This window comes from Polynucleobacter rarus, from assembly GCF_003072505.1.
Lineage (GTDB): Bacteria > Pseudomonadota > Gammaproteobacteria > Burkholderiales > Burkholderiaceae > Polynucleobacter > Polynucleobacter rarus.
Window position 1 is genome coordinate 2,811,733 of sequence record NZ_NTGB01000001.1, and the last position, 19,296, is coordinate 2,831,028.

Annotated in this window: 26 protein-coding genes; 19 read left to right on the top strand and 7 right to left on the bottom strand. The window is 39.1% G+C overall.

The features are described 5' to 3' along the window. Positions 1–71: 71 nt before the first annotated feature. Positions 72–578 carry a D-glycero-beta-D-manno-heptose 1-phosphate adenylyltransferase gene (gene rfaE2 / locus AOC35_RS13745; RefSeq protein ID WP_108647945.1) on the top strand — a complete coding sequence of 169 codons (507 nt, stop codon included), beginning with the start codon at positions 72–74 and terminating at the stop codon, positions 576–578. On the opposite strand, the gene AOC35_RS13750 is transcribed toward rfaE2, so the two are convergent. The 3 genes from AOC35_RS13750 to AOC35_RS13760 are packed head-to-tail and all read right to left on the bottom strand — an operon-like array spanning position 575 to position 2,430. Next, positions 575–805, bottom strand: a complete 231-nt coding sequence (locus AOC35_RS13750; RefSeq protein WP_108647947.1) for a hypothetical protein — start codon at positions 803–805, stop codon at positions 575–577. The two genes, rfaE2 and AOC35_RS13750, sit on opposite strands and share 4 nt — an antisense overlap. After that, entirely contained in the window at positions 802–1,638 is an 837-nt protein-coding gene (locus AOC35_RS13755; protein ID WP_108647950.1) for a type III pantothenate kinase, read from the bottom strand. The genes AOC35_RS13750 and AOC35_RS13755 overlap by 4 nt, the downstream gene beginning before the upstream one ends. Before the next feature lie 3 nt (positions 1,639–1,641). Further along, on the bottom strand, positions 1,642–2,430 hold the full coding sequence (locus AOC35_RS13760; protein ID WP_108647952.1) for a biotin--[acetyl-CoA-carboxylase] ligase: 789 nt from the start codon (positions 2,428–2,430) through the stop codon (positions 1,642–1,644). A gap of 12 nt (positions 2,431–2,442) precedes the next feature. Between AOC35_RS13760 and AOC35_RS13765 the strand changes: the two genes are divergently transcribed. From AOC35_RS13765 to AOC35_RS13795, 7 genes are read left to right on the top strand one after another with little or no spacing between them, the layout of a single operon-like run. Beyond that, complete coding sequence (locus AOC35_RS13765; RefSeq protein ID WP_211307527.1) at positions 2,443–3,558, top strand: VanZ family protein; 1,116 nt, start codon at positions 2,443–2,445, stop codon at positions 3,556–3,558. Positions 3,559–3,589: 31 nt separating this feature from the next. Then, on the top strand, positions 3,590–3,913 hold the full coding sequence (locus tag AOC35_RS13770; RefSeq protein WP_108647956.1) for a (2Fe-2S) ferredoxin domain-containing protein: 324 nt from the start codon (positions 3,590–3,592) through the stop codon (positions 3,911–3,913). Further along, a complete protein-coding gene (locus AOC35_RS13775; protein ID WP_108647958.1) occupies positions 3,910–4,623 on the top strand; it encodes an alpha/beta hydrolase in 714 nt (237 codons plus the stop codon). The genes AOC35_RS13770 and AOC35_RS13775 overlap by 4 nt, the downstream gene beginning before the upstream one ends. Next, the gene (locus tag AOC35_RS13780; protein ID WP_108648856.1) at positions 4,610–4,879 is read left to right on the top strand and encodes an HP0495 family protein; all 270 of its coding nucleotides are present in this window, start codon (positions 4,610–4,612) and stop codon (positions 4,877–4,879) included. The genes AOC35_RS13775 and AOC35_RS13780 overlap by 14 nt, the downstream gene beginning before the upstream one ends. A gap of 3 nt (positions 4,880–4,882) precedes the next feature. Then, positions 4,883–5,539 carry a lipoyl(octanoyl) transferase LipB gene (gene lipB, locus AOC35_RS13785; RefSeq protein ID WP_108647961.1) on the top strand — a complete coding sequence of 219 codons (657 nt, stop codon included), beginning with the start codon at positions 4,883–4,885 and terminating at the stop codon, positions 5,537–5,539. A 23-nt stretch (positions 5,540–5,562) separates the two neighbouring features. Continuing rightward, positions 5,563–6,546, top strand: coding sequence for a lipoyl synthase (gene lipA / locus AOC35_RS13790; RefSeq protein ID WP_108647963.1), 984 nt, complete (start codon positions 5,563–5,565; stop codon positions 6,544–6,546). An 11-nt stretch (positions 6,547–6,557) separates the two neighbouring features. Beyond that, positions 6,558–7,130: a hypothetical protein gene (locus AOC35_RS13795; RefSeq protein WP_108647965.1), complete on the top strand. Its 573-nt coding sequence runs from the start codon at positions 6,558–6,560 to the stop codon at positions 7,128–7,130. 51 nt (positions 7,131–7,181) lie between these two features. On the opposite strand, the gene AOC35_RS13800 is transcribed toward AOC35_RS13795, so the two are convergent. Then, positions 7,182–7,409 carry an accessory factor UbiK family protein gene (locus AOC35_RS13800; protein WP_108648857.1) on the bottom strand — a complete coding sequence of 76 codons (228 nt, stop codon included), beginning with the start codon at positions 7,407–7,409 and terminating at the stop codon, positions 7,182–7,184. Positions 7,410–7,663: 254 nt separating this feature from the next. Between AOC35_RS13800 and AOC35_RS13805 the strand changes: the two genes are divergently transcribed. From AOC35_RS13805 to ptsP, 8 genes are all read left to right on the top strand, one after another. Then, the gene (locus tag AOC35_RS13805) at positions 7,664–8,455 is read left to right on the top strand and encodes a TorF family putative porin (RefSeq protein WP_108647967.1); all 792 of its coding nucleotides are present in this window, start codon (positions 7,664–7,666) and stop codon (positions 8,453–8,455) included. A 29-nt stretch (positions 8,456–8,484) separates the two neighbouring features. Beyond that, positions 8,485–8,823, top strand: coding sequence for a P-II family nitrogen regulator (locus tag AOC35_RS13810; RefSeq protein WP_084283972.1), 339 nt, complete (start codon positions 8,485–8,487; stop codon positions 8,821–8,823). Between the two features lie 12 nt (positions 8,824–8,835). Further along, positions 8,836–10,323 (top strand): ammonium transporter, encoded by a 1,488-nt coding sequence (amt, locus tag AOC35_RS13815; protein ID WP_108647970.1) that lies wholly within the window; start codon positions 8,836–8,838, stop codon positions 10,321–10,323. 126 nt (positions 10,324–10,449) lie between these two features. After that, a complete protein-coding gene (gene gshA / locus AOC35_RS13820) occupies positions 10,450–11,742 on the top strand; it encodes a glutamate--cysteine ligase (RefSeq protein ID WP_108647973.1) in 1,293 nt (430 codons plus the stop codon). Between the two features lie 2 nt (positions 11,743–11,744). Then, positions 11,745–12,692, top strand: a complete 948-nt coding sequence (gene gshB, locus AOC35_RS13825) for a glutathione synthase (protein WP_108647975.1) — start codon at positions 11,745–11,747, stop codon at positions 12,690–12,692. Position 12,693: 1 nt separating this feature from the next. Then, positions 12,694–13,107, top strand: coding sequence for a PTS sugar transporter subunit IIA (locus AOC35_RS13830; RefSeq protein ID WP_108647977.1), 414 nt, complete (start codon positions 12,694–12,696; stop codon positions 13,105–13,107). 16 nt (positions 13,108–13,123) lie between these two features. Beyond that, on the top strand, positions 13,124–13,393 hold the full coding sequence (locus tag AOC35_RS13835) for an HPr family phosphocarrier protein (protein WP_108647980.1): 270 nt from the start codon (positions 13,124–13,126) through the stop codon (positions 13,391–13,393). Beyond that, positions 13,393–15,132, top strand: coding sequence for a phosphoenolpyruvate--protein phosphotransferase (ptsP, locus tag AOC35_RS13840; protein WP_108647983.1), 1,740 nt, complete (start codon positions 13,393–13,395; stop codon positions 15,130–15,132). The genes AOC35_RS13835 and ptsP overlap by 1 nt, the downstream gene beginning before the upstream one ends. On the opposite strand, the gene AOC35_RS13845 is transcribed toward ptsP, so the two are convergent. The 3 genes from AOC35_RS13845 to gpmA are packed head-to-tail and all read right to left on the bottom strand — an operon-like array spanning position 15,129 to position 18,031. Beyond that, on the bottom strand, positions 15,129–15,884 hold the full coding sequence (locus tag AOC35_RS13845) for a HesA/MoeB/ThiF family protein (protein ID WP_108648858.1): 756 nt from the start codon (positions 15,882–15,884) through the stop codon (positions 15,129–15,131). The genes ptsP and AOC35_RS13845 overlap by 4 nt on opposite strands. Before the next feature lie 18 nt (positions 15,885–15,902). Next, complete coding sequence (locus tag AOC35_RS13850; RefSeq protein WP_108647985.1) at positions 15,903–17,336, bottom strand: S41 family peptidase; 1,434 nt, start codon at positions 17,334–17,336, stop codon at positions 15,903–15,905. Between the two features lie 5 nt (positions 17,337–17,341). Further along, complete coding sequence (gene gpmA / locus AOC35_RS13855; protein WP_108647987.1) at positions 17,342–18,031, bottom strand: 2,3-diphosphoglycerate-dependent phosphoglycerate mutase; 690 nt, start codon at positions 18,029–18,031, stop codon at positions 17,342–17,344. A 28-nt stretch (positions 18,032–18,059) separates the two neighbouring features. Between gpmA and AOC35_RS13860 the strand changes: the two genes are divergently transcribed. From AOC35_RS13860 to secB, 3 genes are read left to right on the top strand one after another with little or no spacing between them, the layout of a single operon-like run. Next, entirely contained in the window at positions 18,060–18,476 is a 417-nt protein-coding gene (locus AOC35_RS13860) for a rhodanese-like domain-containing protein (RefSeq protein WP_108647990.1), read from the top strand. 20 nt (positions 18,477–18,496) lie between these two features. Beyond that, complete coding sequence (gene grxC / locus AOC35_RS13865) at positions 18,497–18,754, top strand: glutaredoxin 3 (protein ID WP_108647992.1); 258 nt, start codon at positions 18,497–18,499, stop codon at positions 18,752–18,754. A gap of 21 nt (positions 18,755–18,775) precedes the next feature. Further along, positions 18,776–19,285, top strand: a complete 510-nt coding sequence (gene secB / locus AOC35_RS13870) for a protein-export chaperone SecB (protein WP_108647995.1) — start codon at positions 18,776–18,778, stop codon at positions 19,283–19,285. Positions 19,286–19,296: the final 11 nt, after the last annotated feature.

The window sequence follows — 19,296 nt, forward strand, 5'->3', positions numbered from 1 at the left end:
TAACATAGAGTCTAAGCGATATTTACAACAATTTCCTAAAAGTATATTTTAAAATAATTTAGAATCATAGTATGAACCCAGACAGTTACCCCATTCCTATCTTTGAAAGTAAAGTTTTAGCTCTAAATTTTACAGAAGATCAACTTACCAAGGCACTTCAAGCCCTTGAAAAGCCTATAGTTTTTACAAACGGAGTATTCGATATCCTCCATCGAGGTCACGTAACCTATCTTGCCCAAGCCAAAAGTTTAGGTGCGAGTTTGGTCGTTGGAGTAAATGCTGATGTTTCTGTTCGAATGTTAGGTAAGGGTGAGGATAGACCTATTAATCCTGAAATAGATCGGATGTCACTCTTAGCCTCATTGGAAAGTGTTGATTTAGTTGTACCTTTTTCTGAAAAAACACCGGTATCGTTGATTGCTCAAATTAGACCCGATATTTATGTCAAAGGTGGTGATTACGATATTGAAACTCTAGCTGAAACGGCCCTCGTTCGAACCTGGGGTGGCCTAGCGTATGCAATCCCATTTATTCATTTCAGTTCAACTACAAAACTATTAGAAAAAATTAGAATTTAGTTTTTCTGTGGTGTTTGTGTCTCAACCACTGCGCTTACTTCTCCCCCTAAAGTAATTGCCGGAGTAATTTTGATCACATCCTGATTCAGTAGACGATTAGAAGGGTGGGGCGATTCCACCAACCGATTTATCTGACTGACAGCCCAGGAAGGATTGATAACATTCGCAAATACTAAAAAAATATTGATCAAAATAAAGAGAACGAGTGAGTACTTAACGAATTTCAAAGGCAAGACTCCTTTTTATTTAGGCGCCATGAGTTGATGCCAATCAAGATTAAATTCGGCTCACTCTTCACTTTGTAGCCATTTAATATGGGCAATAAATACGATTCTAAGAGCGGCGCATTTCCACCAGTTAGAAGAATCATTTCAATCTGATTTATTTGATTAATTGCTAATTGAATAGCGCCAAGTGTAGATAGAATCACACCCATTTCAATCGCATCTTTGGTAGATTTACCCAGCGCTAATTGAGAAATTCGTTGCGCTTTAGCAGAAGGATTGTTGGAAGATTCTTTTAATAATTGATTAGCTTCTAAGAGTGGTAAATTAGCAGTGGATTTTCCTAGGGACTTTAACATCAGATCAAAGCCTGGAATAATCCATCCACCCATAAAGATCGAACCACTCTGAAGGTAATCAATGGTGGTGGCAGTTCCTGAAGCCACAATTAAGATATTTTTATTAGGGTGTAAGGTACTAGCCCCAATCATTCCTGCTAAACGATCGGTACCTAGTTCTGCAGGATTTAGATAGTTATTTTGTAATGAGGGGACTATAGTATCCCCTCTTAAAAGATTGAAATTGGTATTCGGAAAATGATTTTTCCAAGTTTTTAAAAGTTCTGATGGACCTACGCAAGTACAGTAAATATTTTTGATTATCTGCTGTTGATTCAACACGAAAGAAGGGCTGAACTGAACTGGAATTTGCTCAACCAATTCAGCATTGTTGATTATTCCCTCTTGAACAATGGTGAATGAATCTAATGTATTGGCTAGCGTAGTAATCCATTTACTACGGGTATTACCAATATCAAGAAGTAAATCTAATTCCATAACTTAATCAAGAGCGTTTCGTATTGAGATATTGCCATTATGAACGGTTTGAATTCCGATTGGTGTCTCCAATAGTAAAGCGCCCTGAGCATCAACCCCAATTATTTTCCCACGTTGAACTATTTTTTGATTTTCCGTAACGATTACATCCTGTTCATGATAAATGTGGAATTCATTCCAATTTAAAGCTTCAAAAGTAAAACCCCTGTTGGTAAAGTCTTCTAAATCCTGGATGAGTTGATTGGTAATAACTTTCCATAAAGAAAGTTTATCTAGGGCTTTTTTATTAGGGAGATTGACCTGATCTAAAGAACTCACTAAATAGGCACTTTCAACTGGAGTGTTTAAATGATTTAAATTAAGACCAATCCCAATGATGGTCCAAATGGGTTCGTCCCCTGTTTTTTGTCCACTTTCGATTAGTACTCCACCTAGCTTAGCGTTCCCAAGGTAAAGGTCATTTGGCCACTTTAGACCAAGACCTAAAGATTTTAGGTTCCCTAAATCAGTCTTCCAATAAAGGGCAATACTTTTTAAAATGGCTAAACCAACTACTAAACTTAATGGTTGTAATGTCCGTAAATTTGTTTTTGCGTCAAAAAAATAAGCTAGTGAGAAGGTTAATGAGTTATTCTTTTCTGAAATCCAAGCATTTCCACGACGACCTCGTCCTGCAGTTTGATGATTTGCTAGGCGACTTACAGGAAGAAGTAAGTCGTTACTCCGCCAACGATTCATTAAATCTTGGTTAGTAGAAAGTGTTTCATTAACTTCTTCAAATAGGCATTCCATGTATGAATGATAATGTTACAAATTAAAATGTTCAAAAATATAACCAGTTTCCCTGACGAAAAGAAAGCACCAACACCTTTTTCATTGGCGAGACTCACTCTATGCGTGACCATTGCGCTGATTATTTTTGCTAGCTTAACCCCTTTTAATTTTGAATATGTCTCTTTAGATCCATTGTCATGGATCACCGCACCACTACCCAAATATATCCCTCTTTTTGATGTGGAAGTGAATATTTTGGGTTATTTACCATTTGGCTTTTTAGCTGTTTTGGCACTATATCCAAGATGGGTCAAATGGCCTGCATTTCTACTTAGTTTGCTCTTTGGATTATTAGTGTCTGCAAGCTTGGAGTCTGCACAATCCTTTTTATCCACTAGGGTTGCTAGCCTAACTGATTTTTATGCGAATGGTTTAGGTACCTTTATCGGCGCCCTTCTCGCCATTACAATCAATCCTGTTGCGCTATCAAAGCATTGGACAAGTCGTTTTAGGAATGTTTTTTTTGGAAAAAACCAAGAATTTTTTTTGTTACTGGCTATTTTTCCTTTAGCCCAAATTTTTCCTCAAAATGTCTGGTTGGGAATGGGCGACTGGCAAATCAATTTCTTAAGAATCTCGCCTTACTGGACAAGAATTCTTAGCAATGCGACGCAGGAAATTCTAATCGCAACACTTGCAGTTGTTAGTACAAGCGCATTTATGATGACGGGAATTCGTCGCCAAGCACCTAAATTGAAAGTGATCTTTAGTGTTATTGCGTTTAGTGCGTTCTTAAAATTTGCAATGTCAGAGCTTCAATATGGCTCTTTTGATGTGAAACATTGGATTAGCGTCGCTAATGGTTTTGGGATTGCGCTGGGTTTTATCGTCGTGATAATCATCAGGAATTACTCAAGAAGCACTCATTGGGTGATTGCTATCATCGGTTTTATTTTGCTTTTAATTGTCGTCAATATCTTGCCTCAAAATCCTTATTATTTGTCACAAGTTCAACTGCTTCCACAGGGGCGTCTTAAGCACTTTAATGGCTTGCTTGAATGGTTAACGATGGTTTGGCCTCTAATCGGAATCGTGGTTTTAATCAAACAATACAAAATTACACAGACATCCTTTTCTGAGTATTAAGTTTGAGAGATATAAGGGATATAATTTATCTATGAGTCAATTCCAATTCCATGCCTTTTTTTGTTTGAATCTTCGTAAGAACGGTGAAAATTCTTGTGAAAATCATTGTGCAACCGATATGTTTGATTACGCTAAAAGCGAATGTAAGCGTTTAAACCTCAATGGAGTTGGCAAGGTTCGAGTTAATCGCGCAGGTTGCCTTGATCGATGTGACCTAGGTCCGGTAATGGTGGTTTATCCAGAAGGCATTTGGTATCAATTTGTAGATAAAGAAGATATCGATGAAATTATTCAAAGCCATTTTATTGATGGTAAACCAGTGACAAGATTGATCCTTAGGGATACCTTGGCATGACTTTGCGTTCCTTGGACCTTCAGATTCCAATTACGATTGGCTTTGCCCAGTCTAAGATAGAACTTCCTGAACGCTTAATGACGGACCCTGATTTCCCAATAAAAGGCATTGCCATTGTGGCGCATCCACATCCCCTAATGGGTGGAACAATGGATAATAAGGTGGCCGTAACACTTGCAAAAACACTTAATCAGTTGGGTTTCATAACGATTCGGTTTAATTTTCGGGGTGTTGGGCAGTCGACAGGAGTTCATGATCACGGCATCGGTGAAACACAGGATCTTGAAGAGATCCTTGCACAAGCAAGAAGCTCAGTATTTTGGGGGGCGATTCCAGAAATTCAGTCTTACCCTTGGGTAAGTCAAATCTCTAAATTACCTTATGTACTAGCCGGTTTTTCTTTTGGTACCTATGTCAGTAGCCGACTGGTAGCAAAGCTACAGGAGGATTTACCACAGCGGTTAATTTTAGTAGGGACTGCTTGTGGCAAATGGGATGTACCCAATGTGCCAGCTAATTCCATCATAATTCATGGTGAATTAGATGAAACAATTTTATTAAATGATGTGTTTGAATGGGCCAGGCCGCAAGAATTACTAGTTCAGGTCGTTCCCGGAGCAGATCATTTTTTTCATCGCAAATTACATTGCATTAGACAGGCAATTATTTCAGCCTGGTATGGAGTAGAAAATGGATATGACAATACATAATGAGTCTTTAATAAAGTACCCTTGTAACTTTCCTATTAAGGTAATGGGGAAAAATCATCCCGATTTTAAACAGGCTGTTGCGATGGTTTGTAAGCAGTTTGATCCACAATTTAATTATTCTGAAATAGAAGAGCGTATTTCTAAAGCGAATAATTATTTAGGATTGACAGTGAACATTAACGCAACTAGTCGAGAGCAATTAGATGAAATTTATCGAACTTTATCGACACATCCATTGGTTAGTGTAGTTTTATAAGCTATGGCAAGTGATGTCATAGAAGTGATACATCTTGGTTTACAAGATTATTTAACTACCTATGAGAAGATGAAGATATTTACGCAGCAGCGTACAGAATCTACCAAAGATCAAATCTGGATATTGGAGCATCCACCCGTTTTTACTTTAGGTTTAGCGGGCGAAAATAAGCACTTACTAGTTCAGAATTCTGGCATCCCTTTGGTGCCAGTTGACCGCGGCGGCCAAATTACTTATCACGGACCTGGTCAATTAGTAGTTTATTTATTATTAAATTTAAAGCGAAAAAACCTTTACGTTCGTGAATTCGTTAACAAAATTGAGCAGGCCATCATCGATACTTTAACGCAATTAGAAGTATGTGCAGAGAGAAAATCAGGGGCACCAGGTATTTATTTAAATGATAAAAATAGTGGGAATGAACATTTATCGGGAGCCAAAATTGCGGCTTTAGGCTTGAAAATTACAAAACAATGTTCATATCATGGCCTTTCCCTCAATGTGAAGATGGATTTAAAGCCCTTTGAAATGATTAATCCTTGTGGTTCTAAGGGTTTACAAACCGTTGATTTAGCGACATTAAATAAGAATTGCACTGTTTTGGAAGTGTCTGATAAATTGATTCATCAACTTAAAAGACAATTGCAACAACACGCTTAAGGCGTAAAGAATAGAATACTGTTATGAGTGAAAAAATAAATACTGAACTTGCCTACGATCCCTCCAAAAAGCAAAAATCTGCTGAGAAGACATCCCGTATTCCAATTAAGATCATTCCAATTGATCAGGTATTAAAAAAACCTGATTGGATTCGAGTTCGTGCAAGCTCTGGAAACTCTAGATTTTCTGAGATTAAAAAAATCCTGAGAGAAAATCAATTAGTAACAGTTTGTGAAGAAGCGAGTTGCCCCAACATTGGTGAATGCTTTGGTAAAGGTACTGCTACTTTTATGATTATGGGCGAAAAATGTACTAGAAGATGCCCATTTTGCGATGTTGGCCATGGCAGACCGGATCCACTCGATGAAAATGAGCCCATGAACTTGGCGAAAACCATTGCAGCGTTAAAACTCAGTTATGTCGTGATAACCAGCGTTGATCGAGACGATTTACGCGATGGTGGTGCAATGCACTTTGTATCATGCATACAAAATACAAAAGAACTATCCCCAAGTACCAAAGTAGAAGTTTTAGTCCCTGACTTCAGGGGGCGTTTAGAAAAAGCTTTAGAAATTTTTGGCTCAAATAATGGTATGGGTTTACCTGATGTCATGAACCATAATTTAGAGACGGTTCCACGTCTTTATAAAGAAGCTAGACCTGGGGCAGATTATTTACACTCCCTAAAGTTATTAAAAGACTTTAAAGAGATGTATCCCAACATCCCAACTAAGAGTGGATTGATGGTTGGACTTGGTGAGACTGATGAGGAAATTTTAGAAGTGATGCGCGATATGAGAGAGCATCAAATTGATATGTTAACTATAGGACAATATCTCTCTCCATCAAGTCATCACTTGCCTGTTAGAAGATATGTACATCCTGATACTTTCAAGATGTTTGAGCAAGAGGCGATCAAAATGGGCTTTAGTCATGCTGCAGTTGGGGCGATGGTCAGATCAAGTTATCACGCTGATCAACAAGCTCATGAGGCTGGCATTATCTAATACCAAGTTCTATGAAAAAACTGTCCGCTTTATTAATCATTAGCTTTTTATTTGCTTGCACAGCTACTTTTAACTGGCGAGAAATACGATCTGATGAGCAGGGTTTTTCGGCATTATTTCCAGCCAAAACAACCTTTGAACAAAAGCAGTTCCCTTTTAAAGATCGTCCCATCGATATTTCGTTGGAAGCATCCAATGCGGGTGATGCAGTATTTGCTATTAGCACCCTTAAATTAGATGAAAAAAATATTTCTAGTGATGAGTTACTGGCTGCGATGCAGAACAACGCCCAAAAGAGTATTGCCAATCCGACTTCGCCAGAGCTTTTGAAAACAAACTTTACATTAGCTGGCGAGGGTAATTCCAAAGTTGGCGGTGAAGGATATCAGTTGAATGGAGTGAGTCTCGATGGATTACATCGCATTTACTGGGTGTATTGGGTGAAGCGGTCTGATAGTAATCAAATGACGCGTCTATATCAGTTAACTGCCATTAAATCTTTTAAACAAAAACCGACGGATAAAGAATCAAATGAAGTCACCGAGCAATTTTCAACATTCCTCGGTGGCTTTAGGCCTTATTGAAATCCTACTCATCGATCGAACAAAGAGTATTAAAAAGAGGCAAAAAAAGTTTTAGTTAGAGAGTAACTTGGCTTCTAAAGCAGCAATCTTCGCTTCTAACTCTTCCAGTTTTGCACGTGTCTTTGCTAGCACTTGAACTTGGATATCAAATTCTTCACGAGTCACCAAATCCATCTTCTGAAAACCCTGCTGCATTAAGCCTTTAACATTTTTTTCAATATCTTTTGCAGGTGACTGAGCAACGGCGTTTGAAACCTTTTTTTGGACATCTTCAGCCATTGATTGGAATTTTTTAAAGAAATCTGTATTGCTCATAAGAACTTTCCAAGGAATTGAGAATTTCTAATCATAAACTGATTACGCGACTTTTGTGTGAAGCATAAATTCACCATTTTGGTGCTTAATTTATTGTCTTGCAATATATTGGTGAATAGGGTTAGTGGCAGGAGTCATAGTTTTGTAAGAATAGAGTCAAGAAAAGTAGTAACTCTTTATTTGTAATTTTTTTAACTTAACTGAACTGGAATTATTTTATGAAAAACAAACTTTTAGCTTTAAGCGCAATCACCGCAGCATGTTTAATGACAATGTCTTCAGCAATGGCTGAAGATGCTCCTGCCGCTGCCGCAGCTGAGCCAGGTCCTATAACAGCAAACGTAACCTTAGCAAGCGAGTATCGTTACCGCGGTATTGCTCAAACAAATTCATTGCCAGCAGTTCAAGGTGGTTTTGATTATGCTCACGAAAGTGGTTTTTATGTTGGTAACTGGAATTCAACTATTAGCTGGATTGGTGATACATATGCGGGCGCATCAGCACCTATCGAGATGGATCTTTATGCTGGATTTAAAAAAGAAGTTTCTGAGGGTTTAACTTTAGACGGTGGTGTACTTCAATACTACTATCCAACATCTAACTTAAAAATACCTACTACTGCTTCTAATCCTAATACAACAGAATTGTATGTAGCTGCTACTTATAGCTTTGCAACATTAAAGTACTCTTACTCTCTTACAGATTTATTCGGACAAATAGGTAGTAAAGGCTCTAGCTATGTGGATTTAGCTTTGAATTACGATACAGGTGTTGAAGGTATCATTTTAAATGGTCACGTTGGTTACCAAAATGTAACAGGTACTGCAAACGCAAACTCTTCTTACACAGATTGGAAATTGGGCTTAACAAAAGACTTAGGTAATGGTATGAACGTTGCAGTAGCCTATATTGGAACCAATGCAAATGGATCTGTAGCTTTTTATCAGTCACCAACTGGTCAAAACCTTGGTCGTGGTACTGGCTTCATTTCTTTCACAAAAGCATTTTAATTTAATCATCCACGGATGAGGAGAGCTATATGAAACTAATCATAGCAATTATTAAACCCTTCAAACTGGACGAAGTCCGTGAAGCACTAGCAGGTGTTGGTGTTTCTGGAATTACCGTTACTGAAGTAAAGGGCTTTGGACGTCAAAAGGGTCACACAGAACTATATCGTGGTGCTGAATACGTAGTTGATTTCTTGCCTAAGGTAAGAGTTGATGCAGTAGTTAGCGATGATTTAGTTGATCGTGCGATCGAAGTAATTGAAACTGCTGCTCGTACAGGAAAAATTGGCGACGGTAAGATTTTCGTTACACCTATTGAGCAAGTTGTGCGTATTCGTACCGGTGAAACCGGTGCGGCAGCACTATAACAGGAGTTTATTATGACAAATTGGATTAAAAAAATCGTAGCTGTAAGCGCGGTATTAGTAAGTTTGGGAGCTGCTTCATTATTTCCTACTACTAACGTGTTTGCAGAAGAAAAAGCTGCTGTTGCCGCAGCCCCTGCCGCTGCAGCAGCTGCTGCACCTGCAGCGGCTGAGCCAGCTGCTCCTGCACCTGTTCCTAATAAAGGTGATACTGCATGGTTATTAGTATGTACTGCACTAGTAATTATGATGACCGTTCCTGCACTTGGACTTTTTTACGGTGGTTTAGTACGTAAGAAAAATATGCTATCTGTATTAATGCAGTGTTTAGTTGTATTTTCATTAATCATGGTTCTTTGGGCTATATATGGATACAGCTTAGCATTTACAGAAGGAAATGCATTTTTTGGTGGATTTGATCGTCTCTTCTTATCAGGTATGACTCCTGACTCAGTTGCAGCGACTTTCTCCAAAGGTGTAGTTGTTCCAGAATTAGCATATATGGTGTTCCAAGCTGCGTTTGCTGCCATTACAGTATGTTTGATCATCGGTGCGTTTGTAGAGCGTATTAAGTTTTCTGCAGTGTTACTCTTTGCAGTTCTCTGGTTTACATTCAGCTATTTACCTATCGCTCACATGGTATGGTTCTGGTCTGGTCCTGATGCCTATACTGACGCTGCTGCTGCTGAAAAAGCAACTGCTGTGGCTGGTTGGTTGTTCCAAAAAGGCGCTTTAGACTTTGCTGGTGGTACTGTGGTTCACATCAACGCAGCGGTTGCTGGATTGGTAGGAGCCTTTGTAGTTGGTAAGAGAATTGGTTACGGCAAAGAAGCATTTAAGCCGCACAGCCTTACTTTGACCATGGTTGGTGCTTCATTATTGTGGGTAGGTTGGTTTGGATTTAATGCTGGATCAGCATTAGAGGCAAACGGTAGTGCAGCCTTAGCTTTTGCAAACACTTTGATGGCAACAGCTGCAGCAGTAATGTCTTGGATTCTTGCTGAGTGGGCATTAAAGGGTAAGCCATCTATGTTAGGTGGTGCTTCCGGTGCGGTTGCAGGTCTAGTTGCGATTACTCCAGCTGCTGGTTATGTTGGTGTTATGGGTGCTCTCATCATTGGATTAATTGCTGGTGTAATCTGCTTGTGGGGTGTAACTGGTCTCAAGAAGTTGATTGGTGCTGACGATAGTTTAGATGTATTTGGTGTGCACGGTGTTGGTGGTGTTACAGGTGCATTGTTAACTGGCGTATTTTGTTCACCTTCACTCGGCGGTACTGGTATTTATGACTACGTCGCTAATGCAGTTGCTCCTGATTATTCGATTATTGATCAAGTAATTATTCAGGCTACTGCGGTAGGTACCACGATTGTTGTATCAGGGGTTGTTGCATTCCTTAGCTACAAGATTGTTGATATGCTCGTTGGTCTTCGCGTAACTGAAGAAGAAGAACGTGAAGGTTTAGATATTAGTTCACACGGCGAAACTGCTTACGAAATGTAATTTTTTAGAAGTTTTAGTAAGTAATTTGATAGGGTACTAACGAAAGTTAGTACCCTATTTTCATTTTAAATATAAAAATTACTTAAAATGGACAATTAAATATCAAAAATTACTTACAATAGGATTATGGTTCCACATTTAATTACTGCATTAAACGGTCCTCTACTTGAACTGGAAAGAAAAGTTTTAGAGGCTACTCCCACGATTGAGCGTTGGTTCCGCCTTGAATGGCAGGAGCACACTCCACCCTTTTATTGCTCCGTCGACTTAAGAAATTCGGGTTTTAAATTAGCCCCTGTTGATACGAATTTATTTCCGGGTGGGTTTAATAATCTTTCTCCTGAAATGCTTCCTCTTGCAGTTCAAGCGGCGATGGCTGCAATCGAGAAAATTTGCCCTGAGGCTAGAAACTTACTCTTAATTCCTGAGCGTCATACAAGAAACGTCTTTTATTTGCAAAATGTGGCAAGACTTGTTTCGATTTTGCGCCAAACAGGCCTGAATGTCAGACTTGGAACGCTGTCTGATGAAATAAAAAAAACAACGATTGTCGATTTACCTGATGGACAGCGTTTAACCCTAGAGCCTCTAGCGCGTATTGGTCTCAAAGGAAGAAGGTTGGGGCTCAAAGATTTTGATCCTTGTTCCATCCTGTTGAATAACGATTTATCAGCTGGTGTACCAGACATCTTAAAAAATATTCACGAACAGTATGTGTTGCCACCACTTCATGCAGGTTGGGGTACCCGTAGAAAATCTCAACATTTTGCTTGTTATGATGATGTAGTGAAGAAATTTGCAAAAGCGATCGATATTGATCCATGGGTATTAAATCCTTATTTTGCATCAGTAAAAAATGTCGACTTTAATGCTAGGGTCGGCGAAGAAGAGTTGCAAGAAACTGCCGCGGCACTTCTTAAGAAAGTCGCAAAAAAATATAAACAAATGGGGATTAAAGAAAAGCCCTATTTAGTAGTCAAGCCAGATGCCGGAACCTACGGAATGGGGATTATGACGATTCATGATGCGAGTGAGTTAAAAGACCTCAATCGTCGTGAACGCAATAAAATGAGTGTCATTAAAGAAGGTCTTGAAGTCTCTGACGTGATTATTCAAGAAGGTGTCCACACCTTTGAGAAAGTCAATGAAGCAGTGGCTGAACCTGTGGTGTACATGATTGATCGATATGTGATTGGTGGTTTTTACCGAGTACATACTGGTAGAGGCCCCAATGAAAGTTTAAACGCGCCTGGTATGCATTTTGTACCTTTAGCCTTTGAACAAAATGCGATTCCTGACATTACAGCAAAACCTGGATGCGCAGTCCCCAATCGATTTTATTTATATGGAGTTGTGGCAAGACTAGCCTTACTCGCTGCCTCGCTTGAATTAGAACGAACTGATCCAGATAGAGAATAAAAATGAGATTTTTATTCATTGCTGACCCATTAGAGTCTTTTAAGCCGAAGAAGGACTCTACTTTAGCAATGATGGTTGCAGCACAAAAAGCTGGACATGAAATTTATTATGCGTGGTCGGAGTCTCTTGTCTCGAATGATGCAATAGTTACTGCTCAAGTTGTAAAAATCAGCGTTGATAAATCAGCCACAACTTGGTTTACAAAGCATCATGAGAGTCGAGAAAGTCTTTGTAATTTTGACGCTGTACTAATGCGTCAAGATCCCCCCTTTTCTTCAGAGTATCTAGCCAATACTTTACTACTCTCTCAAGCAGCTCGATTAGGTGCTAAGGTGTTTAATGCGCCAAATGCTTTAAGAGACCACTCTGAAAAAATTGCAATACTGGAATTTCCTGAATTAATCGCACCAACGACCATTACTAGGGATCTTGCTTTGATTCGGGAGTTTCATCAACTTCATCAAGACATCATTATTAAGCCACTCGACGGCATGGGTGGCATGGGCGTTTTTAGGGTCGGTATGGATGGGGTAAATCTGGGTAGTATTGTCGAAACTTTAGGGAACAACGGTACCCGCGCACTCATGGTACAAAAGTATATTCCCGAAATTAAGGATGGTGATAACCGAATATTAATTATTGATGGGGAGCCAATTCCGTATTTACTGGCAAGAATTCCTCAAGATGGTGATATTCGGGGAAATTTAGCTGCTGGTGGTAAAGGAGTAGCTAGACCATTGAATGATAATGAAATATCAATTGCAAAAAAAATCGGTGGCAAATTAGCCAGTCGAGGATTATTTTTAATAGGTATAGACATGATTGGGTCTTACTTAACTGAAATCAATGTAACAAGTCCTACCTGTTTTGTCGAAATCTTTGACCAAACTGGTTATGATGTCGCTTCAACTTTTATTGGAGCTTTAGAAAAGCGAATTTTGGAAAGCTAATATGGCTGGTATTTTAATCGTCGCTCACACACCAATTGCTTCGGCAATGTTAGATTTTTTGGACCATATTTATGGCTCCATCCCAGATAAAATCCAAGCGCTGGATATTCCTGCGCACGAAGATACTAAAATTTCTACGCAAAGATTAAAAGTCGCTGTAGAGACGGTATCTGATAATAAGCAAGTCTTAATCATTACTGATATATTAGGCGCAACCCCTGCCAATGTGGCTGGTAAATTTGCGCTAAACGATACTGACAATCAAGTGATGGTAATTACAGGACTAAATCTTTCGATGTTACTGAGAGCCGTTAGTCATCGCCATGAGCCCCTTGAACAAATTGTGGAAAAAGCAATTCAAGGCGGCAATCAAGGAGTTGTGAAGATTCGAACCACATCGAAGATGACTATTTAAATTTATATTTAAAAATATGCAATCACAAACGATAAAAATCATTAATCAATTAGGCCTTCACGCAAGAGCATCAGCTAAATTGACTAAATTAGCTAGTGAATTCCCCTGCGATATTTTTATTGAAAGAAAAGGACGAAAAGTTAACGCCAAAAGTATTATGGGTGTGATGATGTTAGCGGCGGGAATTGGCAGCGAGGTTCAACTAGAAACAGTTGGAGATCAAGAACAAGAAGCAATGGATGCGCTTGTGGCACTGATTAACGATAAGTTTGGCGAGGGCCAATAATGAGTTTTACATTGCATGGTTTATCCGTCTCCCAGGGAGTAGCAATTGGCCGTGCTTTAACGATTTCTGCAGCTTCTTTAGAAGTAAATCACCAATTTATTCAAGAAGACCAATGTGAGCTAGAAGTTGATCGACTGAAAAAGGCATTTTCTAAAGCACTAGAAGAGTTAAAAAAACTAAAAGATAGCTTACCCGAGAATTCCCCAGAAGAGATGGCGGCATTTTTGGATGTGCATCGATTTATTCTTGAAGATAAAGATTTACAGAAAAAACCAACTGAACTTATATTAAAAAGAAAATATAACGCAGCTTGGGCATTAACTACTGCTCTAGATGAACTATTGGCAGAATTTGATGAAATTGATGATCCCTACTTAAAAGAACGAGGGGCAGATTTTCGACAAGTAATTGAACGCGTATTGGTTGCATTACAAGAAGATACAAGACCCACAAACACGGATCATGTAGACCTAGATAGATCTAATTCGGAGGTCATTATTGTTGCGCAGGATATTGCGCCACATGACATGATGCATTTTAAGGAATTTAATTTTTGTGGTTTCGTTACTGATTTCGGCGGACGTAATTCACATACCGCTATTGTTGCTAGAAGTTTGGACATTCCAGCTGCAGTAGGAGTTAAATTAGCAAGTCAAATAATCAAAGAGGATGAATGGATTATTGTCGACGGAGACCGTGGCATCGTTATCGTGAATCCGTCCGAGATTATATTAGATGAATACCGTCACCGTCAGGCTGAATTAAAACTCGCCAAGGATAAGCTCGAGCAATTAAAGTACACACAAACAAAAACTTTAGATGGCGTACAAATCAATTTGATGGCAAATATCGAGATGCCTGAAGATGCACCAGAGGCATTGGAGAGGGGAGCTCTCGGGATTGGTTTATTCCGATCAGAGTTTTTGTTTATGAATCGTGGTGGCAAATTGCCAAATGAAGAAGAACAATATATCGCTTACTCCCAAACTATTGAAGCGATGCAGGGTCTGCCAGTCAATATTAGGACAATTGATATTGGCGCTGATAAAAATCTAGGGAATGATGAAAATAATGTAACTAGTGATATTTCTCCATTAGGCCTAAGGGGTATTCGTTGGTCATTATCAGAGCCAGAGATTTTTCTCACACAGTTAAGAGCTATTCTTAGAGCTTCTGCTCATGGCAAAACGCAAATAATGATTCCAATGCTAGCCCAAACGCACGAAATCGATTTGACTCTTAATTTGGTTGCGCAAGCAAAAAAGCAATTAGAGGAACGTGGAATTGCCTTTGATCCTGATATTAAGATCGGGGCAATGATTGAATTACCAGCCGCTGCTTTAACCATGCCAATCTTTTTAAGCCGTTTTGATTTTTTATCGATTGGGACTAATGATTTAATTCAATACACCTTGGGCATTGATCGAACAGATAATGCGGTGGCTAATTTGTATGACCCTCTACACCCTGCGATTATTCAATTAATCGCTAAAATTATTAGTGAGGCAAACGCATCCAACATCTCTATCTCAGTTTGTGGCGAGATGGCAGGGGATGCAAAATTGACGAAATTACTGTTAGCAATGGGCCTCAAAGATTTTTCGATGCATGCTAATCAAATATTAATTGTAAAAAGAGAAATCTTAAAGTCGAATACGCTGAAATTAAAAAAGTTGTTACCGAAAATTTTGCAAACTTATCATCCAGAAACAATCAAAGAACTGATAGAAAAGCTTTAACTCTTTTTGGCATTACAAACTTTACAAGAAGCATTACGTGGAATTTTGATTTGAGAAAACTCAGACCGCTTCGCATCCCACAGGCCTAATTTACCAACCATAGTATTGCCAAAACCGATTAATAATTGCAAAGCATTAGCAGCCTGAATTGATCCGATGATCCCTACTAAAGGAGAAAAAACGCCCATTTGGGAACAACGTACTTCTTCAAAAACCTCATCAGGAGAAAAAAGGCAAGCGTAACATGGCGAATGCTCTAAACGGCTATCAAACACACTAAATTGACCATCAAATTGGAGAGCAGCGCCGAACACGAGGGGTTTTTTTGCAGCAACGCAAACTTGATTGACTAACTGCCTAGTTTGGAAATTATCAGAGCAGTCTATCACTACATCTACCTGATCAATCATCTGACTAAGAAATGTTTCATCAGCCCGAAAAGCGTAAGTATAGACTTGAGTGGATGGGTTTAATTGACTTAAAAAAGATTTTGTAGCATCGACTTTAGGACTTCCGATGTTTTGAGAGGAGTAAATAACTTGTCGTTGTAAGTTTGTCAAGTCAACAGTATCGTCATCTACAATGGAGAGGGTACCAACTCCTGATGCCGCCAAATATGGGACACAGGCTGCGCCAAGGCCACCGGCACCAATTATCAGTACATGGGAGTTCTTAAGTGCTTCAACTCCCTCTATACCTATATCCTCTAGCAGAATATGCCTTGAATACCTCAGTAACTCTTGGTCATCCATCATCAAGCTTTACAAAGATTATTCTAGCTTTGATTTAGATTTAATTACTTCACGACCGGTGAGGAATGCTCTAGCTTGGGAAAGCATGAAATCTTCCTCTGAACCAAATTCTGGAAGCTTTTTAGCCTTTTCACGAGCACGATCTTCAGGAGTCATATTGGCATTTTTTTCTTCTAATGCCTGCAACTCAGCCATCCGACGCTTTTCACGTTCACTCATTAATTGATCTTCAGCTTTTTGTTTGTTCTTAAGATGATTTTCACTATCAATTTCACGCGTTACTAAAACATCAAATGGATCACCCTCGGGATTTTGATCAACTGCTATGTCAGGTTTAATACCATATGCTTGAATAGATTTACCATTTGGCGTGTAGTAGTAGGCCGTAGTAATTTTTAAAGCGGTATCTGCTGTGATCTGACGAACGGTTTGTACGGACCCTTTACCAAAGGTAGTTTTACCCATAATCGTAGCCCGTTTGTAATCCTGTAAAGCACCAGAAACGATTTCGGAGGCAGAAGCAGAGTAGGCATTCGTTAAAACCACTAAAGGAATTTTCTTGTAAATAGCTGGTACGTTTGCTAACGCATCATTTGGCTCTGAGAGACGATAATTATCAGGTTCTGCTTTGTAAACTAATTTACTTGATTGAGATTGACCTTTGGTAGATACAATTTCTACACCGGTTGGTAAAAAGGCGGCTGACACACCCACAGCACCTTGTAAAATACCGCCGCCATTGTTTCTTAGGTCTAGAACTACACCTTTAATATTAGGGTTTTTCTGATAGGATTCTGTTAGTCTTCTTGCTAAATCAGGAACAGTTCTTTCTTGAAAACTAGTTATTCTGATCCATAAAATATTGTCATCAAAAATCTTAGCTTTGACAGACTGAACTTTGATTTCTGCACGGGTCAGGGTTACAGGAAATGATCTATCTTCCGATTTTCTTAAAATCATTAATGTGATTTTTGTACCAGGTTCACCACGCATTTTGCGCACTGCTTGGTCTAGTGTCATGCCACGCACGGGCTTGTCATCTAGGCGAGTAATCAAGTCACCGGCTTGTAAGCCTGCTTTCGCAGCAGGAGTATCTTCAATCGGATTCATCACTTTAACTAAACCATCTTCTGAAGAGATCTCTATCCCTAAGCCCGCAAATCGACCTTGAGTTTGCTCTTGCATATCTGAGAAGTCTTTGGTGTCTAAAAATGCTGAGTGAGGATCCAAACTACCGACCATACCTTTTACTGCATCGGTAAGTAACTTTTTATCATCAATCGGTTCAACGTATTCTCTCTTGATGCTACCAAACACTGTTGAAAGTAATCGTAGCTCTTCAAGCGGGAGTGATGCACTTTGCTGAGCCGTTGCAGTTAATTGCCAAGTTATGACTACCCCTGTTAAAACACCGCTAACAATCAGAAGACAATTTTTAAAAGTTTGTTGCATATGGTTTAGTCCAAGAAGTAATGACGAATAGGTTTTAAATTATCGTCTAATTCATAAATAAGCGGTTTGCCATTAGGAATATTAATTTCCATAATATCCTCATCTGAGATTTCACTCAAATATTTCATCAAAGCACGAATACTATTGCCATGGGCGGCAATGATTGGTCTCTTCCCAGCCAACAATGCAGGTGCAATTGACTCATTCCATAAAGGAAGCACACGATGTACCGTATCCTTTAAACACTCACCTCTTGGAATATCTTCTTTATTCAGTTTCGCGTATCTTGGATCATTAAATGAGTTCCTCTCATCATCGAGTGCTAACTCAGGTGGTCGGACATCATAGGATCTACGCCAAATATGAACTTGTTCAGCGCCGTACTGCTCAGCTGTTTCAGCTTTGTTAAGGCCAGCTAAAGCTCCGTAGTGACGCTCATTCAAACGCCAACTGTGAACTGTAGGTATCCACATCAAATCCATTTCTTTTTGAACTAACCATAATGTTTCAATCGCTCTTCTAAGCACAGAGGTATAGGCTAGATCAAAAGTAAACCCAGCATCCAGTAGTTTCTTACCAGATTCTAATGCTTGAGTAACTCCAGTTGGAGTTAAATCGACATCTACCCAACCAGTAAAACGATTTTCAAGATTCCAGGCAGATTCACCATGACGAATAAGTACTAACTGTTTCATATACACACTCTTTATATATAATTGACGAATGGAATTCATTTTAAATACAAACAACCTCATTTTACTATCCATGATGCTCGTTAGTGGAGGCATGCTTCTTGCGCCTCTCCTACCAGGACTTATTCATGGTGGTAATTCTGTCAACCCAACCGCAGCTACTCTTCTCATTAATCGTAGTAAAGCAATAGTGATTGATGTTAGAACAGCTGAAGAATTTGCTAAAGGACATTTGGCAAGATCAAAAAATATTGTTATAAATCAGCTACCTAGTGGTTTAGAAGCCTTGAAACTTGCAAAAAACTTACCTATAATCTTAGTCTGTGACTCTGGTACTCGTTCATCCAACATGATCCAAAAAATCAAGGGTGCAGGATATGCCGAGGTATTTAATTTAGAGGGTGGTATTAAAGCTTGGAATCTAGCTGGTTTGCCTCTTGTTAAATAATTTCACAATTGGAGTAGAAAATGGCTAATGTTTTAATGTATAGTTCGCAAGTTTGCCCTTATTGCAGAATGGCTGAAAAGTTACTTGCAACTAAAGGTATAACTGAAATTGAAAAAGTCATGATTGATCTTGACCCTACAAAACGGGAAGAGATGATGCAAAGAACTGGCCGTCGTACAGTTCCACAGATATATATTGGCGACGTGCATGTAGGCGGTTTTGACGATTTGTCAGCTTTGGATAAACTTGGCGGTCTTGATAAGTTACTTCAACAATAACAACCCTAATTGGAAATTAAAATGGCAGAAAATCAAGCAAATAGTACACAAAATGCAGCAGAAGCAAATAGTCCAGTTTTTCAAATTCAACGCGTTTATTTAAAAGACATCTCTTTAGAGCAGCCTAACGCCCCACAAATTTTCTTGGCTCAGGGTGAACCTCAAGTTCAGATTCAGATCGATATCCAAACTACGGCGTTAAATGAAGGTGTATTTCAAGTCGTTGTAATCGGCAACGTTACAACAACTGTTGATGAAAAAGTACTTTTCTTAATTGAAGCACAACAGGCAGGTATTTTTGAACTCAGAAATATTCCAGCTGAGCAACTAGACCCAATGCTTGGTATTGCATGCCCAACAATTTTGTATCCTTATTTAAGATCGAACATCGCTGATTTAATTGGTCGTGGGGGATTCCAGCCGATTCATTTGACTGAAATTAACTTCCATCAGTTATACGAACAGCGTATGCAAAGAATTGCAGAAGCCGAAAAAGCTGCTACGGCAACTGGAAACGCACTACCTAATTAATTCCTAAACGG

Bases quoted from the DNA above. Each gene is read 5' to 3' on its own strand.
- rfaE2 (WP_108647945.1), top strand. From the start codon at position 72: ATGAACCCAGACAGTTACCCCATTCCTATCTTTGAAAGTAAAGTTTTA.
- AOC35_RS13755 (WP_108647950.1), bottom strand. From the start codon at position 1,638: ATGGAATTAGATTTACTTCTTGATATTGGTAATACCCGTAGTAAATGG.
- AOC35_RS13760 (WP_108647952.1), bottom strand. From the start codon at position 2,430: ATGGAATGCCTATTTGAAGAAGTTAATGAAACACTTTCTACTAACCAA.
- AOC35_RS13765 (WP_211307527.1), top strand. From the start codon at position 2,443: ATGTTACAAATTAAAATGTTCAAAAATATAACCAGTTTCCCTGACGAA.
- AOC35_RS13770 (WP_108647956.1), top strand. From the start codon at position 3,590: ATGAGTCAATTCCAATTCCATGCCTTTTTTTGTTTGAATCTTCGTAAG.
- AOC35_RS13775 (WP_108647958.1), top strand. From the start codon at position 3,910: ATGACTTTGCGTTCCTTGGACCTTCAGATTCCAATTACGATTGGCTTT.
- AOC35_RS13780 (WP_108648856.1), top strand. From the start codon at position 4,610: ATGACAATACATAATGAGTCTTTAATAAAGTACCCTTGTAACTTTCCT.
- lipB (WP_108647961.1), top strand. From the start codon at position 4,883: ATGGCAAGTGATGTCATAGAAGTGATACATCTTGGTTTACAAGATTAT.
- lipA (WP_108647963.1), top strand. From the start codon at position 5,563: ATGAGTGAAAAAATAAATACTGAACTTGCCTACGATCCCTCCAAAAAG.
- AOC35_RS13795 (WP_108647965.1), top strand. From the start codon at position 6,558: ATGAAAAAACTGTCCGCTTTATTAATCATTAGCTTTTTATTTGCTTGC.
- AOC35_RS13800 (WP_108648857.1), bottom strand. From the start codon at position 7,409: ATGGCTGAAGATGTCCAAAAAAAGGTTTCAAACGCCGTTGCTCAGTCA.
- AOC35_RS13805 (WP_108647967.1), top strand. From the start codon at position 7,664: ATGAAAAACAAACTTTTAGCTTTAAGCGCAATCACCGCAGCATGTTTA.
- AOC35_RS13810 (WP_084283972.1), top strand. From the start codon at position 8,485: ATGAAACTAATCATAGCAATTATTAAACCCTTCAAACTGGACGAAGTC.
- amt (WP_108647970.1), top strand. From the start codon at position 8,836: ATGACAAATTGGATTAAAAAAATCGTAGCTGTAAGCGCGGTATTAGTA.
- gshA (WP_108647973.1), top strand. From the start codon at position 10,450: ATGGTTCCACATTTAATTACTGCATTAAACGGTCCTCTACTTGAACTG.
- gshB (WP_108647975.1), top strand. From the start codon at position 11,745: ATGAGATTTTTATTCATTGCTGACCCATTAGAGTCTTTTAAGCCGAAG.
- AOC35_RS13830 (WP_108647977.1), top strand. From the start codon at position 12,694: ATGGCTGGTATTTTAATCGTCGCTCACACACCAATTGCTTCGGCAATG.
- AOC35_RS13835 (WP_108647980.1), top strand. From the start codon at position 13,124: ATGCAATCACAAACGATAAAAATCATTAATCAATTAGGCCTTCACGCA.
- ptsP (WP_108647983.1), top strand. From the start codon at position 13,393: ATGAGTTTTACATTGCATGGTTTATCCGTCTCCCAGGGAGTAGCAATT.
- AOC35_RS13845 (WP_108648858.1), bottom strand. From the start codon at position 15,884: ATGGATGACCAAGAGTTACTGAGGTATTCAAGGCATATTCTGCTAGAG.
- AOC35_RS13850 (WP_108647985.1), bottom strand. From the start codon at position 17,336: ATGCAACAAACTTTTAAAAATTGTCTTCTGATTGTTAGCGGTGTTTTA.
- gpmA (WP_108647987.1), bottom strand. From the start codon at position 18,031: ATGAAACAGTTAGTACTTATTCGTCATGGTGAATCTGCCTGGAATCTT.
- AOC35_RS13860 (WP_108647990.1), top strand. From the start codon at position 18,060: ATGGAATTCATTTTAAATACAAACAACCTCATTTTACTATCCATGATG.
- grxC (WP_108647992.1), top strand. From the start codon at position 18,497: ATGGCTAATGTTTTAATGTATAGTTCGCAAGTTTGCCCTTATTGCAGA.
- secB (WP_108647995.1), top strand. From the start codon at position 18,776: ATGGCAGAAAATCAAGCAAATAGTACACAAAATGCAGCAGAAGCAAAT.